Genomic DNA, 24,701 nt, shown 5'->3' with positions numbered 1-24,701 from the left:
AAGATATAGCGGACAGCAGGAAACAGCTCCTAAAAAAATAAAAAACGAACTAAAAACTAACACATATACTCAAAATGGAAATTAAAGACAACATTTTAGAAGCAGTAAACGAATGGTTAACACCTATTTTTGACGCTAAAACTCAAGAGTCAGTTAAAGAATTAATTGCTGGTTCTCCAAAAGAATTAGAAGAAAGTTTTTACAAGAATTTAGAATTTGGAACTGGAGGAATGCGTGGAATTATGGGTGTGGGAAACAACCGCATCAATAAATATACACTTGGAAAAAGCACACAAGGTCTTTCGGACTACTTACATACTGTTTTCCCAAACCAACCTATCAAAGCAGCTATCGCTTATGACTGTCGTCACAATAGTGACACCTTAGCAAAAGTTGTTGCTGATGTATTTTCGGCAAACGGAATTGAAGTGTATTTATTCTCATCCTTACGTCCTACTCCTGAATTATCATTTGCCGTTAAACACTTGGGATGCCAGTGTGGAATTGTATTGACTGCGTCTCACAACCCACCAGAATACAATGGCTACAAAGTATACTGGCAAGATGGTGGACAAATTGTTCCTCCAGAAGATGGTGCGATTATCGATGTGATTGAAAAATTGAATTACAACCAAATAAAATTTGATGCAAACGAAAGTTTGATTCACTATATAGACACTGAAGTTGACAAAGCCTTTATCGACTCTACTGTAGCAAACGCTAGTTTTAATACTCCGGCTGCAGCCAAAGACGATTTGAACATCGTATTTACTTCGCTTCACGGAACTTCGATTACATTAGTACCACAAACACTAGCGCAAGCAGGTTACAAAAACGTACATATTGTTGCTGAACAAGAAAAACCAGACGGAAACTTCCCAACGGTAAAATCTCCAAACCCAGAAGAACCAGAAGCATTAGCAATGGCGATTGATTTAGCAAACAAAACTAATGCCGATATCGTGATTGGAACTGATCCTGATTGCGACCGTTTAGGAGTAGCTGTTCGTAATAACGAAGGTGAAATGGTGTTGTTGAACGGAAATCAATCGATGATTTTGATGACGGCATTTTTATTAGAAAAATGGAAAAAAGAAGGTAAAATCAACGGTAAACAATTTATTGGTTCTACGATTGTTTCGACTCCTATGATTATGGAACTTGCCACTGCTTATGATGTAGAATACAAAAGCGGTTTGACAGGTTTCAAATGGATTGCTAAAATGATTAAAGATTTCCCTAACCAACAGTTTATTGGTGGTGGTGAGGAAAGTTTTGGATATATGGTAGGTGATGCTGTTCGTGATAAAGATGCTGTAGCGGCAACTTTATTGATTTGCGAAGTAGCTGCACAAGCCAAAGCCAAAGGAAGCTCTGTTTACAAAGAGTTACTACAACATTATGTTGATTTTGGATTCTACAAAGAGCATTTAATTTCATTGACCAAAAAAGGAATGGAAGGTTTGGCTGAAATTAACCAAATGATGGTTGATTTACGTCAAAATCCTTTGAAAGAAATCAACGGACAACGTGTGGTAATGGTAGAAGATTACAAAACTTCGACTGCTAAAAACCTTTTATCAGGTGAAGAAGAAGTATTGACCATGCCAAAAGCAGATGTTTTGATTTACTATACTGAAGATGGTTCTAAAATTTGCGCTAGACCTAGTGGAACGGAGCCTAAAATTAAATTTTACATCAGTGTAAACACAGAATTAGACACAGTAGAAAACTACACCAAAGTAGAAGCTCAATTGAACGAAAAAATAAAAAATATCATCGCAGGAATGCAGTTGAACTAATTTATAGATTCGTTATATTATACTATTATCAAAACCCGACTGAATTTAAAAACAGTCGGGTTTTATTTCGAAAAATACCAGCATCAAATGACTCATTTCAAACAAATATTCTCTTTTATAGTTCCATATAAAAAATACGCTTATTTGAATATTTTCTTTAATATTTTATACGCTCTTTTCAGTACCCTTTCTTTTATGTCTTTAATTCCGATGATGCAGGTTTTATTTGATCAAACTAAAAGAAATACTACCGAACCTGTTTATACAGGAATTTGGGAGTTTAAAACCTATGCTGAGAATTATTTGAGTTATTTTATTACCAACACCACAGAGACTTTTGGCGTAGCTCACACACTAAGTATTATGGTTGCGGTAATTATTGTCATCTTCTTACTGAAGAATTTAAGTGATTACTTAGCGATGTTTTTCATTACCTTTTTACGAAATGGTATTTTGCGAGACATGCGTAATGCGATGTACAAAAAAACAATTGACTTACCCCTAGCCTTTTTCTCAGAAAAAAGAAAAGGTGATGTGATTTCTAGAATTTCGGCCGATGTGAATGAGGTACAAACTTCCTTTCTTTCCGTTCTTGAATTGATTGTAAAAGAACCACTAACGATTGTTTTCACCATCATTGCGATGTTGAGTATCAGTGTTAAACTGACTTTATTTGTATTTATATTTATTCCTGTTTCTGGTTACATCATCTCGGTTATTGGAAAACAATTAAAGAAAAAATCAACCCGAGCACAACAAGAACAAGGGATATTCCTTTCTACTATCGAAGAAACCTTAGGCGGATTGAAAGTTGTAAAAGGATACAATTCTGAGAATTATTTCAATCGTATTTTTCAAGAATCAACACAACGCTTTTTTACTTTATCCAACAGCATTGGCAACCGCCAAAACCTAGCTTCACCTACGAGTGAATTTATGGGAATTATGGTTATCGCTATTTTGTTATGGTACGGTGGACATATGGTTTTGATTGAAAAAACCTTAAATGGCGCTTCATTCATCGCTTATATGGGATTAGCTTACAACATTCTTACCCCTGCAAAATCGATCTCTAAAGCGACTTACAACGTCAAAAAAGGAAATGCAGCAGCCGAACGCGTTCTTGAAATTCTTGAACAAGACAACCCAATTACTTCCAAAGAAAATGCAATTATCAAAACATCCTTTGACAGTCAAATTTCGATTAAAAACATCAACTTTAAGTACCAAGACGAGAATGTCCTTTCGGATTTTTCATTAGAAGTTAAAAAAGGACAAACTGTTGCTTTAGTTGGACAATCAGGTAGCGGAAAGAGTACCATTGCTAATTTATTAACTCGTTTTTACGATGTAAATGAAGGTGAAATCAATATTGACGACATCAATATCAAAGACATGAATATTCAGTCACTACGTGGCTTGATGGGACTTGTTACGCAAGACAGTATTTTATTCAACGACACCATAAAAGCTAATATTGCTTTAGGAAAACTAGACGCTACCGACGAGGAGATTATAGAGGCATTAAAAATTGCCAATGCGTACGAATTTGTAAAAGAATTACCTTTAGGTATTCATACCAATATTGGTGACAGTGGAAACAAATTATCAGGTGGCCAAAAACAACGTCTTTCAATTGCTCGTGCCGTTTTAAAAAATCCTCCCATTATGATTTTGGATGAAGCAACTTCTGCTCTAGATACTGAAAGTGAAAAATTTGTACAAGTGGCACTAGAAAACATGATGCAAAATAGAACTTCTATTGTCATTGCACACCGCTTATCAACTATTCAAAAAGCAGATACAATTATTGTAATGCAAAAAGGAAAAATCGTTGAACAAGGCAGTCATGACGAACTGATTACACTTAACGGAACTTATAACAAATTAGTAACCATGCAATCTTTTGAATAGTGGATTAAGTTGACTAAATTTGGTTAAAGTTTTAACCCCAGACTTTACATCAAAAAAAATGTACATCAACAACCCGAACATAAAACTACCCACCGACCCAAATACTATTGTTTGGAAATATCTAGATTTATCTAAATTCTTAGAATTATTATTATCTAGAAAACTGTTTATGTCGCGTTCGGACAAGTTTGAGGACCAATACGAGGGTACCTTTAGCGAACCTACTTATGAAGAAATCAAGAGACTCTCTATCGACAATCCTGACTTCCTAAAGTATTACAAAATCCATCGTGAAAAAGTCGCCATTAGTAGCTGGCATATCAATGAATACGAGTCCTTTGCCATGTGGCAAATTTTCACTCAAAATAGCGAAGGACTAGCGATTCAATCCACAATTGGAAGGTTACAAAAAGCCGTCGTTCCCGAGACTACCTACAACCAATTCATCGGGGAAGTCAACTATATTGATTACAAAAAAGAATACATCCCGTTTGACGACATGTTCTTTCCATTTCTATTCAAACGAAAAAGTTTTCAATACGAAAGAGAAGTCCGTATCATTACAGATGTCACCCAAAACCTTACTGTTTTGAACGATGGTTTAAAAATAAATGTCGATATTGAAGAATTAATAGAAAAAATCTACATCCACCCCAAGTCCGAAAACTGGTACAAAAACCTTGTTATTCAATTAGTACAACAATTAGGTTTTAATTTTACGATTGAAAAATCAGATTTGGAGAGTGATATTTTGATTTAAATAGGCTCGTAACTATCAACTTTCCAATCGTTTCTAGACAAATCAATATAATTATAATGAACAACATCGTTCTTATCGAATTGTCCATTTTTATTGGTGTCCTCAACTGTTCTAAAATACAAACGATTTTGAGATTCAATTAAGCTCCAATCAATCAGCTCTTGAAAATTCACTGATATTTTAGTGAAATTTTCACCACTAATATCACTTAGATACAAACTTTTAATATCACTTGAATCTAATTTCCCATCTCTATTTGAGTCGATATCAAACAAAGTATAAACCATGATTCGCTTTTTGGTTTTATCAGCAATTCCGCTTAAATAAGTAGCTGTTTGAATCAAAACTCTCTTATCAGTAAGCGCTTTAATAGAATCGGAATTTATCTTTTGAAATTTTAAATTTTGCAAATAGCCTGTAATTTCGTTATCACTATAATTCGATATAGTAAAACTCAAATCAATTACACTTGAAGAACCATAACGAGACTTTGTTCCTCTTTCATATACTCTTAAGTCTCCAACTGGATGAATCAAATAATCCGTTCCTTCAATTTGAATAGGCAAATCAGCGATAGCAATTTGAGTAGAGTCAATTTTAGCAAAAGGTTTTTCTTTATTTGTTCCATCGTAAATCACTTTCGGTTTTTCAACTTCCTCTTTGCAACTAGCAAGAATCAAAACAGTGACAAACAACACTACTATCCTTATATTTTTCATAACCTACAAAAATTAAAATAAAACCAAATGTAATCAATTTAAAAAATGCTTTTGCACTTCTTCTCTTTTTTTTAATAGCTAAAAAATAAAAATAAACGCTATAACTTAGCAGTCAATTTTATATTAAACACACGTGTAGTCATATAATTTGGAATACCATATTCCGTTTTAGTATACACATCTCTCACCCAAGTATTCGTAATTGCATTTTGATTATTGAAAAGATTAAAAATTTCAAACCCCAAAGCTAGTTCTTTAAAATCTTTAAACAATTTACTATTTGGCTTAGTCTTGTTTCTATCAATAAATACTTTATAAAATCCAACGTCCACTCTTCGATAATCATTCAATCTCTTTTGGAACAAATATGGATCAGCATAGGAAGGCGAACCTCCTGGTAGTCCAGTGTTATATACCAGATTCAAATACAATTTTACCGATGGGATATTTGGCATATAATCTTGAAATAAGGCTGCAAACTTCAACCTTTGATCCGTTGGCCTTGCAATATATCCTTTATCAGCACTATTTTCTTCTGTTTTTAAATAACCAAAACTCAACCACGATTCGGTTCCTGGAACAAACTCCCCGTTCAATCGCACATCCAATCCTTGCGCATAAGCAATGGCATTATTATCCGCAGCATATCGGATACGAACGTTGTCAATCGTATACGTATTCACATCAGTTAATGACTTATAATACAGTTCTGAAATTAATTTAAAGGGACGTCCCCACATTTTAAAACTATAATCATTACTCAAAACCAAATGTACCGATTCTTGCGCTTTAACATCTGGCTGAACCGATCCATCCTCATCACGTAACTCCCTATAAAAAGGAGGTTGATGATAAATTCCACCTGAAATTCGAAACACCATATCTTTCTCCCAATCAGGTTTTATGGCAAATTGCGCTCTAGGACTTATCGTTGTTTGAGAGTTTCCATCTGCATTCGTACCCGAAACAGTCCAACTATGAGCACGTACTCCTGCATTATACCAAACGTCTGTATCTCCTATCTTATCCTTACGACTCCATTGAAAATAACCTGAAAAACGATTGATAGTATTAAAATTTTGAGCACGAATATTTCGATAAGGTAATAATGGACCAGTATATGAAGTTTCCGGCTGATTGTTTGCCACAAAAAACTTAGGAGGATTAATGGAGAATCCTGCAGAATCAATCACTTCCCATTCTACTACTCTATCACGAATCGATTCACGGGTAAACTTTGCTCCCCATTCTACCAAATTCTTTTTCCAATCGTGAAATCCTTTTATCTCGGTGTTAACAATCAAAGCGTCTAAATCATTACGCGCATGATTTAGCTGTGAACCAATACCTCTAGTAAAACTCACATTACCATAGGTGTCTGAACCAATAGACGTGTCTACCTCACCTAAACGATATTGCGCCAATATATCAAAATGCTCTTGCTCGGTCGTATGAAAAATAGAACCTATATATTTCAACGTAAACATTTCTGTCACTTTATAAGTTGCCTTGAAAGCACCAAAATAAGTTTCGTATTTATCCTTTTCTTGACCTTCATAAAACACCGTTAGCGCCATTGGTTTATCTATCGTACCAAACTTAGTTTGGCGAGACAAAGGCTGATAATTGTATTTGTTTTGCGATATATTCCCTAAAAAATTAAAATTCCATTTTTCAGAAGCATTATAATTCACATTGGTTTGCACATCGACAAAGGAAGGTTTGTAATTCGTTTCAGTGTCTTGACTATTCACCAATAAACTATTATTTCTATAACGAACACCTGTAACAGCAGTCCATTTTTTATTTTTAGACAAAGCATCTATAGACATGCTTCCCCCTAAAAAACTGGCTTCAAATGTTCCTGCAAATTGTGTTGGTTTACGATACGTAATATCCAAAACTGATGATAATTTATCCCCAAATTTCGCTTGAAATCCACCTGCTGAAAAATCTACATTTTGAACCAAATCTGTATTCGTGAAACTCAATCCCTCTTGTTGTCCCGAGCGAATCAAAAAAGGGCGATAAACTTCAATTTCGTTCACATATACTAAGTTCTCATCATAATTTCCACCACGCACAGCATATTGAGTACTCAATTCGTTATTTGAATTCACACCAGGTAAGGCTTTCAAAATATTTTCGATTCCGGCATTGGCTCCTGCCATTTTCCGTATCAATTCAGGCTCAATAGAGGTAACACCTTGTATTTGCCTTCTATTCGAATTAGTAACAACAATTTCCCCCATCTGCTCCTGCTGTTCATTCATCACCACATTAAATTCATACTCTTCTCCTTCTCTCAAACTAAGTACCACAGATACTCTTTTCAAAGAAATATGAGAAAAAACAAGTGTTACTTTTTCGTTAGCTGGTATTTTTATCGAATAAAATCCATTCGCATTTGAATAGGTTTTAGAACCTGAAGAAGAAACATTTACATTAACAACAGGCTGATTATCTTTATTAAGAACAATTCCTTTTACAACAGCAGATTGCCCATAAGTACTGATACCCAAACTTATTGCAATACAAACAAAAATTATTTTAGCGATATTCAAATTATATGAGTTTTATTTTTGACTTCTATAAAAACGAGTTTCAAAGGTAGTTGAATTCCCTACATTATCAGTAACAACCACTTTTAAATCATTCGCACCTTCGGCAACAACACCATCACTAAAATTATGAGTAATTTTTCGAGTTTTATAATCATATTCGAACAGTGCCCAAACCCCATTCAAATAACCATGATACGATTTTATTCCTGAACCACTATCGCTAATTGATAAATCTATGGATTTATAATTACTCAGCCATTTTCCTTCAATTGATTTCCCAATCGAAACATACGGATTTGTAGTATCCCTAGCCAAAGTATATTTCCCAAGTGATTTTACCTTAGTAGTAAAAACATTTCCTTTTCTTGTGGTATAATTATAACCTAAATTCCCACGAGAATCCACATCGGCAATAAATACTTTATCTCTTTGTTCTTCGGTATATTTTGAATCCTCAACTGTTATGGTAAAATAAGAATGTACTGGTGTGTATACATCATGAAGATATAAACTATCATTTCGCACATCAAAATTCATATCGAAATTTTCATAAAAAGTACCAACTGGAAAAAATACCGACCAATTGTTTTTTACAAAACTATTTTCGCGGTTTACTTTTACATAGTAATTAGAGTTCACAGTTTCTTTTTCTATAATTGGCGAAACCGTATCGTACCCTATTGGCACATTAACTACAGTCGTATTTCCTGAAAAATCGGCAACTTCAATACGATATACAGAGGTCAAATTAGGCAATACTGTAATAACTCCATTTGAGGCATCGGTTTTCAATACACTCAGCGGATAAGGGGTTGTCATAAACAACTTTTGAACCCTTTGTCCCGTTTTTTTATACCTCGAATAATCAACCAAAGCATTAATATAGCGCATTTCATCAAAAGAATAAGTATCCATCTGATACCCAAAACTTTCTTTACCATTTAAATACGATTGAACTTTATACACCCCATTTTTACTGCCTGAAGTGGCGTCATAATCATCAGCTGTTATTCCAAAGCCTATCTTACCATTAGCCGAAACTTTATTAGCTAAATAAGTTCCATCCTTTTGCAATGATAAATTAAGCAACAACGGACGTTTTGATTGATTAACCGAAGTTTTATCGTCTAAAGGGTAAACATATAGCGCCGAAACAGAAGGTTTCCTTGTGTCTTTTACGTATTTGTCATACCCAAAAAGCAATGGATTGATAATTTTTTCAGTTTTAGTATCACGAAATTCAAAATGCAAATGCGGTCCTTGGGAAGAACCTGTATTTCCTGTTAAACCAATAACCTGACCCTTTTTAACAACCAAATCTGTTGGCTTTAAAAAGACTTCAATTTCAAAAGATTGCTCTTTATATTGCGTTTTTTTAATAAAATCACCGATAGCCCCCTCGGCTTTTTGTAAATGGCAATAAACGGATGTAAAACCGTTAGGATGGTCAATATACAATGCACTACCATTCCCGTAAGGAGAGATTTTTATTCTAGAAACAAAACCATCAGCAACGGAATGTACTTCAATACCCTCTCTGCCCAAAGTTTTAAGATCAAAACCAGCATGAAAATGATTTGGTCGCAATTCAGCAAAATTACCAGAAACTTGCATCGGAATATCCAACGGTACTCCAAAATAGTCTTTTGGATAGTTGGCTTGAGCAAAAACAACAGTTGAAAATAATAACAAAAATTTATACAATCTCATTCTTCACATTTTTGCTAAGATATAAAAGAAAAATCAAATTATATTAAAGTTGGAAGCTAGAAGATAGAAGTTCTATTTCCTAATTCAGAACTCCCAACTCCCAATTTCCTTCTTCCAATTAAAAACCAACTAGATAGCGCCATTTTAGTAATTTTATAATAAAAAAACCGATAAAATATTGTAATAATAAAAAGTAATACTAAATTTGTAATATTAAGTAATGAATTAGGAAATAGAATGAGTGTAATTGCAGAAATAATTGATACTCTTGAAAATAAAGTTGGAAAGCTGATTCTAAAAATACAAAATTTAGAAAATAACAATCAAGAATTAAAGGTCGAATTAACAAAATCTGCACAAATCATAGAACGTCAATCCACTGAGATTGAAGCCTTAAAAGCACAATATGAAACACTCAAACTAGCTAGCTCATTACTAGGCAGTGACGAAAATAAAAGAGATACAAAGCTTAAGATAAATTCATTAATTCGCGAAATTGATTATTGCATAGCACAGCTATCAGATTAATAATAAATATGGACGAAAAGCTTAAAATAAAAATATCAATTGCAGACAGAGTATACCCACTCACCGTGGAACTCCCACAAGAAGAAGGACTTAGAAGTGCTTCTAAGAAAATTGATGTAATGATTAAGCAATTTGAAGAAAATTATGCTGTTCGAGATAAGCAAGATGTTTTAGCAATGTGTGCTTTGCAATTTGCCTCACAAGTTGAACAAAAACAAATTGACAATGCTATCAATGGTGAAGAAACTATTGAAAGAATTAAAAAAATCAATGCGTTATTAGATCAATATCTCGACAATTAAACGTTCTTTACATAGACTAAGATACTGCCTACATTAGTTCACATTTGGTAAACTCAACACTAACAAATTAGAATGAGCGAATCTTCACTACTAAAGCATGCCACGCTCCGGCGAGGAAACTTGAACAGTGAGTTAGCTCAAAACTTGTCTTTTCGAGTTTATTCAAGCAATTAATGTAGGCTTTTTTTATATATAAATTTTAAACAAACATGGACATAGTAACAATCGTCATTTCAGGGATTATAGGAATCGCAGGAGGCTTCAGCATTGCTAAAATCATAGAAAAAAGCAATATTTCTAATTTAATCAAAAACGCAAAAAAAGAGGCCGCATCTATCTTAAAAGACGCTAATCAAGAAGCTGAAAACATAAAAAAAGATAAAATTCTTCAAGCTAAAGAAAAATTTATCGAATTAAAATCTGAGCACGAACAAGTGATTCTTGCAAGAGACAAAAAGGTTGCCGAAGTAGAAAAAAGAACTAGAGACAAAGAATCTCAAATCTCTAACGAACTTTCAAAAGCCAAAAAAATTAATGACGATTTTGAAAACAAAACCGCTGAATTAAACTCTAAAATTGAAATTTTAGAGAGAAAACAAGCAGAAGTAGACAAACTACACAAAAGTCAATTACAGCAGCTAGAAGTAATCTCTGGACTTTCTACTGAAGAGGCTAAAAACCAATTAATTGAAGGATTGAAAGCTGAAGCCAAATCTTCGGCAATGTCACATATCCAAGACACTATTGAAGAAGCTAAGCTTACCGCTCAACAAGAAGCTAAGAAAATCATCATCAATACCATTCAAAGAGTTGGTACCGAAGAAGCAGTAGAAAACTGTGTATCTGTATTCAACATTGAATCTGACGATGTAAAAGGTAGAATCATTGGTCGTGAAGGACGTAACATTAGAGCTATTGAAGCTGCTACAGGAGTTGAAATCATTGTTGATGACACGCCAGAAGCAATTATTCTTTCTTGTTTTGACCCTGTTCGAAGAGAAATCGCTCGTTTGGCTTTACACAAATTAGTAACAGATGGTCGTATTCACCCTGCCCGTATTGAGGAAGTTGTAGCTAAAACTGCTAAACAAATTGACGACGAAATTATTGAAGTAGGTAAACGTACCGTTATCGACTTAGGAATTCACGGTTTGCATCCTGAATTAATCAAAGTAGTAGGTCGTATGAAATACCGTTCTTCATATGGACAAAACTTATTGCAACACTCTCGCGAAGTATCTAAACTTTGTGGTATTATGGCAGCTGAGCTTGGACTGAATGTTAAATTAGCAAAGAGAGCTGGTTTACTTCACGATATTGGTAAAGTTCCAGATACAGAAAGTGACTTACCTCACGCTTTATTAGGAATGCAATGGGCTGAAAAATATGGTGAAAAAGAAGAAGTTTGCAACGCCATTGGAGCACACCACGACGAAATTGAGATGAAATCATTATTATCTCCAATTATCCAAGTTTGTGATGCTATCTCAGGAGCAAGACCAGGAGCAAGAAGACAGGTTTTAGACTCTTACATCCAACGTCTAAAGGACCTTGAAGAAGTAGCTTATGGCTTTAGCGGCGTAAAAAATGCATATGCAATTCAAGCCGGTAGAGAACTTCGTGTGATTGTAGAAAGTGAAAAAGTATCTGATGAAAATGCAGCAACTTTATCTTTTGAAATATCTCAAAAAATCCAAACCGAAATGACTTATCCAGGTCAGGTTAAAGTAACGGTAATTCGAGAAACTAGAGCGGTGAATATTGCTAAGTAAAATTAGCAGTCACAGTTTTCAGTTACAGTATAAAAAATCACATTTTAAGTAATGTGATTTTTTTTTTGCAGAATATCTAACATTGTAAACTGTGACTGCAAACTAAAAACTATTTCCTCGGATGATACGTATTCACCACCTCAGCCAAAAACTTCCTATCAAGATGTAAATACACCTCCGTAGTCGTAATCGATTCGTGTCCCAACATTAATTGTATCGAACGCAAGTCGGCACCATTTTCGAGTAAATGCGTGGCAAAGGAATGTCGAAAAGTATGCGGACTGATTTTTTTATGCAAACCAATTTCGACAGTCAAATTTTTGATAATAGTAAAAATCATAGCCCTCGTTAACTGACCTCCTCTACGGTTCAAAAATAAAGTATCCTCACAACCTTTTTTAATCGTCAGATGAGAACGAACTGTTTCCCTATAAATTTGAATGTATTTTTGAGCTAAATCTCCAATAGGCACAAAACGCTGTTTGTTCCCTTTTCCGGTAATTTTCACAAACCCCTCGTCAAAAAATAAATCAGAGATTTTTAGCGAAACCAATTCGGAGACACGCAGACCACAACCGTATAACATTTCAAGCATCGCTCGATTGCGCTCCCCCTCATTAGATGATAAATCAATTGCACTAATCAGCGCATCAATTTCATCTAAGGATAAAGTATCAGGAAGTTTTCTACCAATTTTTGGACTCTCAATCAACTCCAATGGGTTATCCGTACGGTAATCTTCAAAAATTAGATAACCAAAAAAACTCTTCAGTCCCGAAATAATTCTAGCTTGCGATCGCGCATTTACCTGAGAAGAAATAAAATAAATAAATTGCTGAAGCGTTTCTTCTGATATTTTTAACGGGGAAACTTCAATATTATTTTCCTGAAGAAAAAGACACAATCGCTCAATATCAAAAGAGTAATTATCTACAGTATTCTTAGACAAACCTCTTTCTATTTTAAGATAGGATTGATAATTTTTTATAAAAGATGTCCAACTCATACTCACAAAGAAAGGGTTTATAGGACAGATAAATGAAAATATTTCATTTAAAATGCATAACCTGCCGAAAGGGTCAAAATACTATTATGAATAGTATAATTCCCTTCTAAATTAGAAATATTAGTCAGACCGACATTATAACGAATTCCTAAAGATAATTGCTCTGTAAATTGATATCCTGCTCCAGCATTCAAACCAACATCCATTGATTTAAAACGATCCTTAACATCAGTTTCGGCTGTTGAGCCTGAAAAAGTAGTCTCAGCTTTAGCAGAAACCAAAACACCTACTTGAGAACCAAATTCCAAAAATGTTTTTTTCAAAATGAAATATTGCATCATCACTGGCAAATAAACATAATCCAACTTTACTTTTCCTTCGCCGGAATAAGTTACCCCTTGATACACAACATTAATATTTTTTCGCTCTACTCCTTGTGTTGAATACACTAGCTCTGGCTGCAAACTAAACTTATCATTTAATTTAAAATTCACAAACCCTCCTGCTTGATACCCTATTTTAGCTTTAACATCGCCATTCCCCCCTACATCACCAGTAAAAATAGAAAGATTTGTACCTCCTTTTACCCCATACTTAATGTCTTGAGCGTTAACAATATTAAAAACAAAAAAGACAACCAAAGATACTATAGACTTCTTCATAAAAGGGAATTAAAAATTTTTATAAACATACATAGTTATTTCATGATAAACAAAAGCAATCTTCTATTTTAGACCTAACTAAAAACAAAAAACCTCTCGAATGGAGAGGTTTAAAAATACTTTAATATTATTTTGAATTAGAATTTATATCCTAAAGCAATTGAAAAAACTGAACCAGTCGTCTTAACACCTTCATCATTAGTTTCTGCAACATCTGATAAACCAACATTATATCTTATATCAACTAATAAATTATCCGTGAACTCATAACCCGCCCCAAAATTAAGACCGAAGTTAACTGACTTATAGGCATCCTTAATATCCTCTTTAACTTCACCCATACCTGCTTCTTTATACTTTCCCTTAGCAGACACTAAAAATCCTAATTGAGGACCAGCATGGATACTGAACTTTTCAGCAGCATAAAACTTTGCCATTACAGGAATATTTATGTACGACAAATTAAACTGAATTTCATCACCATCAAACTTTAACTTAGAACCTTCGGTAGAGAACAAAACTTCTGGCTGAATCGCAAATTTACCTGCAACGTTAATTTCTGCAAAACCTCCCACTTGAACTCCAATAATAGAATTTGGGGAAACACTAAAACCATCAGCTTCAAATTTTTGGTTAGCAATATTCAAACCTGCTTTTACACCAAATTTAGTTTCCTGCGCATTAGCAAATCCAAATGCAATAATAGCTGCTACTGTTAAAATACTTTTTTTCATATGTTCTACTATTAAATTAATTAAAAACACTTACTCATTCTATTTTCAAAGCCTAATCAACTTTAAAATGAAAAACCTCTCAAAAGAGAGGTTTCTTCTATTTTTTTGTTCTTTTTATAATTTAAAGTTTACACCCACATTTACTGAAGAAGCAGTGGATCCATCATTAGCGATTCCTTTATAACCAAAATACACTTCAAAAGTATCTCCATGATACCCAATTTTAGGTTGGTATAAAAAACCACCATCATTACCATCATTAACTCCAATAGCATATCCTAAATCAGCTCCTAAAAACCAATCTGTTGCTATACCAAATTGAGCAGTGGCAGCAATTGGAATAAAACTTGCATTCTCAGGTTTAAAACTACCTCCACCTGGTAAATCAAAAGTTTTTCCTATATAAGTAGTATAACCCGTAGTTACACCTGCCTGGAATTTATCTGAAACACTCCAAACATAAGCGACATCAGCCCCAAGATTTAAGGAATACCAATCTTTTATGTCTCCAGTAGGTAATCCTACATGAGCACCTACCTTAAAGGATCCACTTTGAGCATTTACAAATCCAAACGCAAACACTCCCGCAATTGTTAAAATGATTTTTTTCATGTTAAATAATTTTAAAATTAGTATAATCAAATATAAAAAATTATCATTTTGTTATTTTTTTGTTAATTTTCAGTTGTTAACATAGTTATCAACAGTGATGTAATTTATTTACAAATACCCCCCCCCTATTTACATAAAGCTATTATAATTATTCAACAGGTTTTCCTTCAATAAAAAATTCTAAGTAACTAGACTCAACCTTCTAATAGATGGAAATTTTATAAAATATTTCTACTAAAACACAATATAATTCACCCCAAAGAGTTTTAACTTGCACCTTATAAACCTACAAAATATAAAATCATGAAAAAGACAATTTTAATCGGAGCCTTGTTAATTGGACTTACTTCTTTAACTCAAGCACAATCAGTACGATTAGGTGTTAAAGGAGGAATCAACTACGCCAATCAAAATGGAACTGATATTACCTTAAACTCTACAAATTATCAATCTACCGAAGCCATCACTAGCTATCACGCAGGATTAGTAGCCGAAATCAAATTATTAGAGAATATTGCAATACAGCCCGAACTTTTATATTCTACTCAAGGAGCTACATATAAAAATGCTGTAGAAGAATTCAAAAATGAATTGGGGTATATTTCTATTCCTCTATTAGCTAAAATATATTTAAGCAAAAGTCTTAGTTTAGAAGCAGGCCCTCAAGCTTCATTCTTATTAAGTGAGAGAAATAAATTTGACTACAAAGAATCTGAAACTTTTGAATTTGCTGGTCTAGTAGGTCTAGGACTAAACGTTACTAAAAATCTATTCTTGCAAGCTCGTTATGGCGTAGGACTTACTGAAGCAAGTAAAGACGCACAAACTAAAAATTCTACTTTTCAAGTTTCTGCTGGAATACTTTTCTAACAAAAGTCCAAGAAATATCATCTTAAACCGTTCTTTAATTGGAACGGTTTTTTTATTTTTACAAAAATATGAATTATGAAAATTTGCATCATTAACGGCCCTAATCTTAATCTTTTAGGAAAACGCGAACCAGAAGTTTATGGAAGACAAACTTTTGAAGAATACTTTACCAACTTACAAATCAAATATCCAACTATCGATTTCGTTTATTTCCAAAGCAACATTGAAGGAGAATTGATTGATAAAATTCAAGAATTCGGCTTTAATTACGACGGAATCATTCTAAATGCAGGAGCCTATACTCATACTTCAATTGGAATTGGCGATGCCATCAAAGCGATTACCACTCCAGTGATTGAAGTTCATATCTCAAATACTTTTTCTAGAGAAAGCTTTAGACATCAATCCTATATTTCTGGAAATGCCAAAGGAGTTGTTCTAGGTTTTGGATTAAAAAGTTATGACTTAGCCATTCAATCGTTTTTATAGAAAGGATTTCAGATTTTAAAATCACTGTTGTAAAAATTTTTTAAACATATAAGGCATTTAAGTCTTTTTAGCACCTCATTTGTTTTAAAACATTTAAGAGATTTAAGAGCATTTAAGAATGGACTCGTCCATTTAATGTAGAGATGTAACTGAAATTTAATTAACGATTTTTGATTACAGATTCTAAAATCTGTGTTGTAAAAATTTTAAACATATAAGGCATTTAAGTCTTTTTAGCACCTCATTTGTTTTAAAACATTTAGGAGATTTAAGAGCATTTAAGAATGGACTCGTCCATTTAATGTAGAGGTGTAACTGAAATTTAATTAACGATTTTGAATTGCAGATTTATTCCAAAGTTAAATCTGAAATCTAAAATCGTTAATCTTCCATCAAAAATCTAATCTGGTTCTATATGAATCAATACGTTTCCTATAAAAGGCATTTCTTTTTTTAACGTATCCTTTAGTTTGTGTGCCAAATCATGTCCTTCTCTCACTGTTATCTTTGAATCTACAATAGCATGCAAATCGACATGATACTTCATACCTGCTTTTCTGATAAAGCATTTTTCGGTCGCTATAATTCCATCAACTGATGTTGCTACTAATCTGATATTTTCGATGACATCATCATATAAATGTTCATCCATTATTTCACCCAAAGCAGGCCTAAAGATTAAATAACTGTTATACATAATAAATCCTGAAGCAAAGAGTGCAGCCCAATCATCAGCAGCCTCGTAACCTTTACCCAAAACTAAAGCAATTGCAATACCAATAAATGCTGCAACCGAAGTTATAGCATCACTTCGATGATGCCAAGCATCAGCTTTGACTGAAGAACTATTCGCTTCAATCCCTCTTTTCATTACTAACCTAAAGGAATACTCCTTCCACACAATAATCCCACCTAACACAAATAAGGTCCATGATTTTGGCAATTCATGTGGTGTACCTATATTAATAATACTTTCATAAGCAATAACTGTAGCCGAAGTAATCAAAAAACCTACCACTATAAAAGTTATCAATGGCTCAGCACGACCATGCCCATAAGGATGATTTTTATCTGCTGGTCTACTAGAATATTTTATCCCTAATAAAACCAAAAAAGAGGCAAAAATATCCGTAGTTGACTCAATTGCATCGGCAATCAAAGCATAGGAATTACCAAAAAAACCTGCCAACCCTTTAATGATAGCCAAAACAGTGTTTCCTATGATACTAAAATATGTTGCTTGAATTGCTTTTGCTTGATTTGACATATAATTTAAATAGAAAATCGTTTAAATACACTTCTTCAAAATTAAAAAAGAGTATTTAAACGATTATTAATATAAGTTTAGGATTTATTCCTCTCTAATAATTTTAGCACCAATAGCTCTTAATCTTTCGTCAATATTTTCATATCCACGATCAATTTGCTCTATGTTTTGTATTGTACTAGTCCCTTTTGCTGAAAGCGCTGCAATCAACAATGAGATACCCGCACGAATATCAGGTGAAGACATAGTGGTTGCTTTTAAAGTCGATTTGAAATCATGCCCCATAACCACCGCTCTATGTGGATCACACAACATAATCTTTGCCCCCATATCAATCAATTTATCAACGAAGAACAAACGGCTTTCAAACATTTTTTGATGAATCAAAATATCTCCTTTAGCTTGTGTGGCAACTACCAAAATAATACTCAATAAATCTGGAGTAAATCCAGGCCAAGGAGCATCAGCAATTGTCAAAATAGAACCATCAATATCCGTTTTCACTTCATAACCGTCATTATGAGCTGGTATATAAATATCATCCCCTTGACGCTCTAGCGTAATACCTAATTTTCTAAATGTATTAGGAATTAATCCTAAATTATCCCAGCTTACATTCTTGATGGTAATTTCACTTCTTGTCATGGCAGCTAATCCAATCCATGAACCAATTTCAATCATATCAGGTAAAATACGATGTGTACATCCACCCAAACTACTAACTCCTTCAATTGTTAATAAATTAGAACCTACACCAGAGATTTTAGCCCCCATAGAATTCAACATTTTGCACAATTGTTGCAAATAAGGTTCACAAGCAGCATTATATATTGTAGTTGTTCCTTTTGCCAAAACCGCAGCCATCACAATATTTGCAGTACCTGTAACCGATGCTTCATCTAGCAACATATAAGTTCCAACTAACCCATCTGTTGTTTCAACACCATAAAAATGATCTTCTCTATTGTAACGGAACTTTGCTCCTAGGTTAATAAACCCTTCAAAGTGAGTATCCAATCTTCTTCTTCCAATTTTATCGCCTCCTGGTTTTGGGATATACCCTTTTCCAAAACGCGCTAATAATGGCCCAACAATCATAATCGAACCTCTTAACGCTCCACCTTCTTTTTTGAAAGCTTCGGTTTCAAGATACCCCATATTCACTTCATCTGCTTGAAAATCGTATGAACCATGACCGTTTTTATGAATTTTAACTCCTAAATTCCCTAAAAGTTTTATCAATTTATTGATATCAATAATATCAGGAATATTATTTATGGTTACTTTTTCAGGAGTCAAAAGTACAGCACACAATATTTGTAATGCTTCATTTTTTGCTCCTTGTGGAGTGATTTCTCCTTTAAGACGAATACCTCCTTCGATTTTAAATATTCCCATATTAATTGCGAGTTAAATTTATGTTTTTAGTTTTTAGTTCTTTTTTTATCGGACTGAGCCCTTAGCTATACTTTAGTTATTGCTTTTTATTAAATGGCTTTTTTCCTCCTTGATTCTTTTTGTTTTGAATTTTCGGTTGTCCAGCCCCAGCATTGATTTTATTTGACATTCTTTTATTGGTACGCAATAAATCAGAGGTATTTATCAATTCTTCTGAACTATGCAGTAAATTTAATTTACCCCCTGATAGCTCATACAAATGTTCAAAAATAACATCATCTTTCACTGTGTCTTTATTCCAACTCAAATAGGATTTCTTCATATGATTGGCGATAACTTTCACCAAGGCATTTTTCATCTCTCCTTCTTCCCATTTATTGGCCACATCAATCATATATTTAATGTTATTACCATAATACCTGTATTTGGGAAAATTTTGAGGATACTGCAACGGCTCTGGCTTCAGTTGCAAAACTTCCCTTGAAGGAATCGGATATGGCGACTCTACATTCAATTTAAAATCAGACATAATAAACAACTGATCCCATAATTTATGCTGAAAATCGGGTACATCACGCAAATGAGGATTCAAAGTTCCCATTACCTGAATAATGTATTTTGCCGCTTTATTACGCTCTTCATCACTTTCAATCAGTGTTGCTTGATCAATCAATTTTTGCAAATGACGACCATACTCCGGAATGATTAAATGAGGTCTTTCGGCATTGTATTCCATATGATGTACAACATCATTGGCATTTTCTTTTTGGTATTTTGAATTCATAAGTGAATTGTATTTTTAATCTGAATGCAGATTTACAGCTAACGTCAATATTTTGGCTACTGCCAAAGAAGTATTTCATTCTTTTTACAAAGAAACAATCCCTTCAATAGTTGAAAGTTCTTGGTATTTTTCGATAACTGCCTGTGGATTTTTCATCTGAACATCAACTGAAACGCTAGTAAACTTACCCGTTTTAGATTGGGTAGTTTTGATAACTGCTCCTAGACAATCAAAAGCTTTTTGAATTTGCTCTATCTTTTCCTTATCAGTTGGCACTATGAATTTGTATAAATATAAAGCTGGCCAAGTATTACTTTTTTCTAGCTCACCTTTAAGTCGTTCATAAAACTCTTCTGTCTTCTTATCCATCTTTGTTATTAAAATAATAGCAAATATACGGTTTCAAATGTAAACTAGTAGCTATAGAATATGATTTTTTACCAAAATCAAAATATTAATTTAGATTCAAATTAAAAATATTCTCAAACACTAATTACCACAAATTAGTAAAGTTAAAATAACAAATTACACTAAATTTATCAACGTATGGAGAGTTTGTAATAAATAAAAAATAGATTTCCGTCAAAACCGATATAATTCGTGTGAAAAAGCAATTATTCATTTTTATACTTTGAACTTAATTTACGAATGATTTGTTTTAAAATCCCAAATAGTTTCAGTAAGTTTGAATTCTATCGAAAATAAAGTGCAAAAAAAAATTATAGTCATTACTGGTGGACCTGGAACTGGAAAAACAACACTCTTAAACAGTTTGATTGCCAAAGGATTTTGCTGTTATCCAGAAATTTCTAGGGCTATAACATTAGCTGCTCAAAAAGAAGGAATTGAGCAATTATTCCTTGAAAATCCATTATTATTTAGCGAATTATTACTTAATGGCAGAAAAGAACAGTTTGAAAACGCTCTAAAAGAAACTGCTAATCTTATTTTCATTGACCGAGGTTTACCTGATATCATAGGCTATATGGACTATATCGGCGATACCTACCCTGATTATTTCAAGAAATGCTGTCGCGAGACAGTTTATTCACAGGTGTTTTCACTTCCTCCTTGGGAAGAAATTTACGAAACTGATGAAGCTCGTTACGAAAATTTTGAACAAGCCAAAGCCATTCATCAAAAGATTGTCGCTGCCTACGAAAAACTAGGTTACAAACCTATCGAAATACCAAAAGACACCGTTGAAAATCGCATTCGTTTTATACTAGAATCCATCGAACAATAATCTTAAACTCTGCCTCCATTTTATCATGTCTGAAGCATTAGAAATCCTAAAAAAATACTGGAAACACAACAGTTTTAGACCACTACAAAACGAAATTATTGATTCTGTTTTAAGTGGACAGGATACTTTTGCCTTACTTCCAACGGGCGGCGGAAAATCGATTTGCTTCCAAGTTCCCGCCATGATGCAAAAAGGAATTTGCTTAGTTATTTCTCCCTTGGTAGCTTTAATGAAAGATCAAGTAGCCAATTTACAAAGTCGAGACATCAAAGCCATTGCCTTGACAGGCGGAATTAAATCAGACGAAATGATTGACCTCTTAGACAATTGTCAGTTTGGAAACTATAAATTTCTTTATTTATCACCTGAACGTTTACAGTCAGACTGGATATTGGAACGACTAAAGGGAATCAATATCAGCCTGATTGCAATTGACGAAGCGCACTGTGTATCCCAATGGGGTCATGACTTTCGGCCGGCTTATTTAAAAATTTCGAATCTCAAAACCGCTTTTCCTAAAGTTCCATTCTTAGCCTTAACCGCTACGGCAACAGCCCGTGTAAAAGAGGACATCATTAAAGAATTAGGACTAGAAAACCCCGTTTCATTTCACCAATCTTTTGCTCGAAAGAACATAGCCTATATGGTTTTTGAAGCCGAAGACAAACTCTATAAAATTCAACAAATTTTAAGGAAAAACCCACAGCCTTCTATTATATATGTTCGAAATAGAAAATCTTGCTTAGAGATTTCATCCCAATTACAAAATACCGGTTTCAAAGCAACCTACTACCATGGCGGTCTTCATTCGAGAGAAAAAGATAAAAACATGGCGCTTTGGATGGAAGAAAAAGCACAAGTTATCGTTGCCACTAATGCCTTTGGAATGGGAATAGACAAAGCCAATGTCAAAACAGTCATTCATATTCAATTGCCTGAAAACATAGAAAATTATTATCAAGAAGCTGGTCGCGCAGGACGAAACGAAGACAAAGCTTTTGCGGTTTTACTCACTAGCCCTTCTGACCAAATTCAGTCCGAAAATCAGTTTATAAACACACTACCTGACAAAGCCTTTTTAAACCTCGTTTATCTAAAGCTGAATAGTTATTTCCAAATCGCATATGGCGAAGGCATTAACGAAAAATTTTCCTTTAACCTGAATCACTTCTGTGTTAAATACAATTTTCCAGTTTTAAAAGCCTACAACGCCATTCAGTTTTTGGACCGACAAGGAATTCTTAGTTTGTCTCAGGAATTCTCAGAGAAAATAAGTTTACAATTTATTATTTCGTCAAAAGAAGTATTGCGCTACATCAGTTTAAATCCAAATGACGAAGAAATTGTTCTTGCCATTCTACGAACGTATCCTGGCATTTACGATATTGAAACCGCATTCAATAGCGCTTTGATTGCCAAAAAATCTCATCATACTGAAAAAGAAGTACTCAAGCTTTTAGAAAAACTAAACGAAAAACAAATTATTAACTACCATTCAAAAGGCAACGACGCGTCTCTTACTTTTAATGAAATTCGCGAAGACGAAAGAACCATCAGCCGAGTAGTCAAATATTTAGAAAACCAAAACAAACTAAAAAAAGACCAACTACAATCCGTACTACATTATGCAAGCGAAAACAATGTTTGCAAAAGCAAATTGATTTTAAGTTATTTTGGCGAAAAACAGTCCAAGGATTGTGGCATCTGCTCCTATTGCATTGCCAAAAAGAAAAAACCGAAAAATATTAAAGCACTTTCGGAACAAATCATTCATTTGCTAAAAAGCGAAGCTCTAAACTCCAGAGCATTAGAAAACAGAACCCATTCTAGCGCAGATACTATTATAACTGTACTCCAACAGCTATTAGAAAACGAAATCATCATAGTGAATCCGAACAACACTTATAGCTTAACAGAGCAAACAGATAAGCCTAAAAACAACCACTAATTGCATCGCCTGTTCGCTAACGCTAGAGTTACAGATTTTTATTAAAAAAGCTATTAATTGTTATCAAGGATGGCTAAATTTGCGGTAATTACGCTTTAAGCGGTATACTCTCAATAAAATTAGCGAATCTGCGGTTAAAAAAATCCGCATTCGCCCTTTATACTTTAAAATCATAATGGAAAAATTACGAATTGTCTTTATGGGAACTCCTGAATTTGCAGTAGGGATTCTTGATACTATCATCCAAAACAACTATACTGTAGTAGGTGTCATCACTGCAGCAGACAAACCTGCGGGTCGTGGACAAAAACTGAAATTTTCAGCTGTTAAGGAATACGCAGTTGCAAATAATCTTCCGCTCTTACAACCGACCAATCTTAAAGACGAAGGTTTTTTATCAGAATTAAAAGCATTGAATGCTAATCTACAAATTGTAGTCGCTTTTAGAATGCTTCCAAAAGTAGTATGGGAAATGCCTGCTTTAGGCACTTTTAACCTACATGCTTCTCTCCTTCCTAATTATCGTGGTGCGGCTCCTATCAACTGGGCAATTATCAATGGCGAACAAAAAACAGGAGTAACAACTTTCTTTATTGATGATAAAATAGACACAGGTGCTATGATTTTAAGTTCTGAAACCGACATTCATCCTGAAGAAAATGCAGGGCAGCTTCACGACAGACTAATGAATATAGGTAGCACAACTGTTATAGACACCTTAACTTTGATTGAAAAAGGCAATCTGACTACTACAATTCAAAAAGATACTGACGATATCAAAACCGCTTATAAACTCAACAAAGAGAATTGCAAAATTGATTGGACACAATCAGCTACTACAATTCATAACCTCATTCGAGGATTAAGTCCCTATCCAGCGGCTTGGTCTATGGTTACCGATAAAGATGAAGAATGGAGCGTCAAAATATACGAATCAAAAATCATCATCGAAGAACACCAACACCCTATAGGAAGGATTGTTTGCACTAAAAAAGAAATGAAAATTGCCGTAGCAAATGGTTTTATCCAAATTTTAAGTTTACAATTCCCTGGAAAAAAGAGAATGACAACGGCTGAACTTTTAAATGGAATTACATTTACAGCCGATGCAAAAGCCTTTTAACCCCATAAAACAGTAAGGGTAGAGTATTTCCCAATAAAAAAACACTGTTTTATGAACAAATTAACAAAGTTATCAACAAAACAGTCTAAAATTCAGCAAAACACTTGCTCAGTAAGGATTTCCTGCTAAATTTGTGTATAAGAATTCTTTAACCAACAATTAATAACTTTTATTATGAACAAATCAGAATTAATCGATGCTATCGCTGCTGACGCAGGAATTACTAAAGCAGCTGCAAAATTAGCTTTAGAGTCATTTTTAGGAAACGTAGGAGAAACTTTGAAAAAAGGTGGTAGAATATCTCTAGTAGGTTTTGGATCATGGTCAGTATCAGCTAGAGCAGCAAGAGACGGAAGAAATCCACAAACTGGAAAAACTATCCAAATTGCAGCAAAAAACGTTGTAAAATTCAAAGCTGGTGCAGAATTAGAAGGAGCAGTAAACTAATTAGACGTTTTACTTCCTTAAAAAGAAACAAAACCTTCCTTCTG

The 24,701-nt window shown here is 33.8% G+C and carries 23 protein-coding genes and 1 other RNA gene; 13 read left to right on the top strand and 11 right to left on the bottom strand.

Translation table 11 applies throughout. The features are described from left to right. Positions 1 to 74: 74 nt before the first annotated feature. The 3 genes from SLW70_RS08855 (at position 75) to SLW70_RS08845 (ending at position 4,476) form a co-directional block, all read left to right on the top strand. Positions 75 to 1,802 (top strand): phospho-sugar mutase, encoded by a 1,728-nt coding sequence (locus tag SLW70_RS08855; protein ID WP_320887943.1) that lies wholly within the window; start codon positions 75 to 77, stop codon positions 1,800 to 1,802. Between the two features lie 87 nt (positions 1,803 to 1,889). Continuing rightward, positions 1,890 to 3,716: an ABC transporter ATP-binding protein gene (locus SLW70_RS08850; RefSeq protein WP_320887941.1), complete on the top strand. Its 1,827-nt coding sequence runs from the start codon at positions 1,890 to 1,892 to the stop codon at positions 3,714 to 3,716. A gap of 58 nt (positions 3,717 to 3,774) precedes the next feature. After that, positions 3,775 to 4,476 (top strand): hypothetical protein, encoded by a 702-nt coding sequence (locus tag SLW70_RS08845; RefSeq protein WP_320887940.1) that lies wholly within the window; start codon positions 3,775 to 3,777, stop codon positions 4,474 to 4,476. On the opposite strand, the gene SLW70_RS08840 is transcribed toward SLW70_RS08845, so the two are convergent. The 3 genes from SLW70_RS08840 to SLW70_RS08830 form a co-directional block, all read right to left on the bottom strand. Next, complete coding sequence (locus tag SLW70_RS08840) at positions 4,473 to 5,195, bottom strand: hypothetical protein (protein WP_320887938.1); 723 nt, start codon at positions 5,193 to 5,195, stop codon at positions 4,473 to 4,475. The genes SLW70_RS08845 and SLW70_RS08840 overlap by 4 nt on opposite strands. Positions 5,196 to 5,293: 98 nt before the next feature. After that, entirely contained in the window at positions 5,294 to 7,759 is a 2,466-nt protein-coding gene (locus SLW70_RS08835) for a carboxypeptidase-like regulatory domain-containing protein (protein ID WP_320887937.1), read from the bottom strand. A 12-nt stretch (positions 7,760 to 7,771) separates the two neighbouring features. Beyond that, complete coding sequence (locus SLW70_RS08830; protein WP_320887936.1) at positions 7,772 to 9,469, bottom strand: M23 family metallopeptidase; 1,698 nt, start codon at positions 9,467 to 9,469, stop codon at positions 7,772 to 7,774. 237 nt (positions 9,470 to 9,706) lie between these two features. On the opposite strand from SLW70_RS08830, the gene SLW70_RS08825 reads away from it, so the two are divergent. The 4 genes from SLW70_RS08825 (at position 9,707) to rny (ending at position 12,071) form a co-directional block, all read left to right on the top strand. Further along, positions 9,707 to 9,997, top strand: coding sequence for a hypothetical protein (locus SLW70_RS08825; protein WP_320887935.1), 291 nt, complete (start codon positions 9,707 to 9,709; stop codon positions 9,995 to 9,997). Positions 9,998 to 10,005: 8 nt separating this feature from the next. Further along, entirely contained in the window at positions 10,006 to 10,299 is a 294-nt protein-coding gene (locus SLW70_RS08820) for a cell division protein ZapA (protein WP_320887934.1), read from the top strand. A 51-nt stretch (positions 10,300 to 10,350) separates the two neighbouring features. After that, a non-coding RNA gene (ssrS, locus tag SLW70_RS08815) (6S RNA) lies at positions 10,351 to 10,459 on the top strand. Between the two features lie 49 nt (positions 10,460 to 10,508). Beyond that, complete coding sequence (gene rny / locus SLW70_RS08810; protein ID WP_320887932.1) at positions 10,509 to 12,071, top strand: ribonuclease Y; 1,563 nt, start codon at positions 10,509 to 10,511, stop codon at positions 12,069 to 12,071. A gap of 109 nt (positions 12,072 to 12,180) precedes the next feature. Here rny and xerD read toward each other — a convergent pair whose 3' ends face one another. The 4 genes from xerD to SLW70_RS08790 all read right to left on the bottom strand — a co-directional run bounded on the left by xerD (position 12,181) and on the right by SLW70_RS08790 (position 15,085). Further along, on the bottom strand, positions 12,181 to 13,077 hold the full coding sequence (xerD, locus tag SLW70_RS08805) for a site-specific tyrosine recombinase XerD (RefSeq protein ID WP_320887931.1): 897 nt from the start codon (positions 13,075 to 13,077) through the stop codon (positions 12,181 to 12,183). Between the two features lie 47 nt (positions 13,078 to 13,124). Further along, positions 13,125 to 13,739 (bottom strand): porin family protein, encoded by a 615-nt coding sequence (locus SLW70_RS08800; protein ID WP_320887930.1) that lies wholly within the window; start codon positions 13,737 to 13,739, stop codon positions 13,125 to 13,127. A 137-nt stretch (positions 13,740 to 13,876) separates the two neighbouring features. Beyond that, positions 13,877 to 14,473, bottom strand: a complete 597-nt coding sequence (locus SLW70_RS08795) for a porin family protein (protein WP_320887929.1) — start codon at positions 14,471 to 14,473, stop codon at positions 13,877 to 13,879. 114 nt (positions 14,474 to 14,587) lie between these two features. Beyond that, entirely contained in the window at positions 14,588 to 15,085 is a 498-nt protein-coding gene (locus tag SLW70_RS08790) for a hypothetical protein (RefSeq protein WP_320887928.1), read from the bottom strand. 303 nt (positions 15,086 to 15,388) lie between these two features. Here SLW70_RS08790 and SLW70_RS08785 point away from each other — a divergent pair, with 303 nt between their 5' ends. Both SLW70_RS08785 and aroQ read left to right on the top strand, forming a co-directional pair. Further along, positions 15,389 to 15,955 carry a porin family protein gene (locus SLW70_RS08785; RefSeq protein ID WP_320887927.1) on the top strand — a complete coding sequence of 189 codons (567 nt, stop codon included), beginning with the start codon at positions 15,389 to 15,391 and terminating at the stop codon, positions 15,953 to 15,955. A 75-nt stretch (positions 15,956 to 16,030) separates the two neighbouring features. After that, positions 16,031 to 16,444 carry a type II 3-dehydroquinate dehydratase gene (gene aroQ / locus SLW70_RS08780; protein ID WP_320887926.1) on the top strand — a complete coding sequence of 138 codons (414 nt, stop codon included), beginning with the start codon at positions 16,031 to 16,033 and terminating at the stop codon, positions 16,442 to 16,444. Between the two features lie 400 nt (positions 16,445 to 16,844). Here aroQ and SLW70_RS08775 read toward each other — a convergent pair whose 3' ends face one another. From SLW70_RS08775 to SLW70_RS08760, 4 genes are all read right to left on the bottom strand, one after another. Beyond that, entirely contained in the window at positions 16,845 to 17,711 is an 867-nt protein-coding gene (locus SLW70_RS08775) for a cation diffusion facilitator family transporter (protein WP_320887925.1), read from the bottom strand. An 84-nt stretch (positions 17,712 to 17,795) separates the two neighbouring features. Continuing rightward, entirely contained in the window at positions 17,796 to 19,109 is a 1,314-nt protein-coding gene (gene murA, locus SLW70_RS08770) for a UDP-N-acetylglucosamine 1-carboxyvinyltransferase (protein WP_320887924.1), read from the bottom strand. A 76-nt stretch (positions 19,110 to 19,185) separates the two neighbouring features. Next, on the bottom strand, positions 19,186 to 19,893 hold the full coding sequence (locus SLW70_RS08765) for a DUF4290 domain-containing protein (RefSeq protein ID WP_320887923.1): 708 nt from the start codon (positions 19,891 to 19,893) through the stop codon (positions 19,186 to 19,188). 84 nt (positions 19,894 to 19,977) lie between these two features. Next, complete coding sequence (locus SLW70_RS08760; protein WP_320887922.1) at positions 19,978 to 20,262, bottom strand: DUF493 family protein; 285 nt, start codon at positions 20,260 to 20,262, stop codon at positions 19,978 to 19,980. Between the two features lie 337 nt (positions 20,263 to 20,599). On the opposite strand from SLW70_RS08760, the gene SLW70_RS08755 reads away from it, so the two are divergent. From SLW70_RS08755 to SLW70_RS08740, 4 genes are all read left to right on the top strand, one after another. Next, positions 20,600 to 21,139 (top strand): AAA family ATPase, encoded by a 540-nt coding sequence (locus tag SLW70_RS08755; protein WP_320891774.1) that lies wholly within the window; start codon positions 20,600 to 20,602, stop codon positions 21,137 to 21,139. Between the two features lie 25 nt (positions 21,140 to 21,164). Continuing rightward, complete coding sequence (locus SLW70_RS08750; RefSeq protein WP_320891727.1) at positions 21,165 to 23,087, top strand: ATP-dependent DNA helicase RecQ; 1,923 nt, start codon at positions 21,165 to 21,167, stop codon at positions 23,085 to 23,087. 175 nt (positions 23,088 to 23,262) lie between these two features. Continuing rightward, on the top strand, positions 23,263 to 24,210 hold the full coding sequence (fmt, locus tag SLW70_RS08745; protein WP_320891726.1) for a methionyl-tRNA formyltransferase: 948 nt from the start codon (positions 23,263 to 23,265) through the stop codon (positions 24,208 to 24,210). Between the two features lie 174 nt (positions 24,211 to 24,384). Then, entirely contained in the window at positions 24,385 to 24,657 is a 273-nt protein-coding gene (locus SLW70_RS08740; protein WP_320891725.1) for an HU family DNA-binding protein, read from the top strand. Positions 24,658 to 24,701: the final 44 nt, after the last annotated feature.

The sequence above is a fragment of the Flavobacterium sp. NG2 genome, assembly GCF_034119845.1.
In the GTDB taxonomy this organism is placed as follows: Bacteria; Bacteroidota; Bacteroidia; order Flavobacteriales; family Flavobacteriaceae; genus Flavobacterium.
The sequence above is the reverse complement of the archived record's forward strand: the minus strand, read 5'-3'. Positions and strand labels throughout refer to the sequence as shown.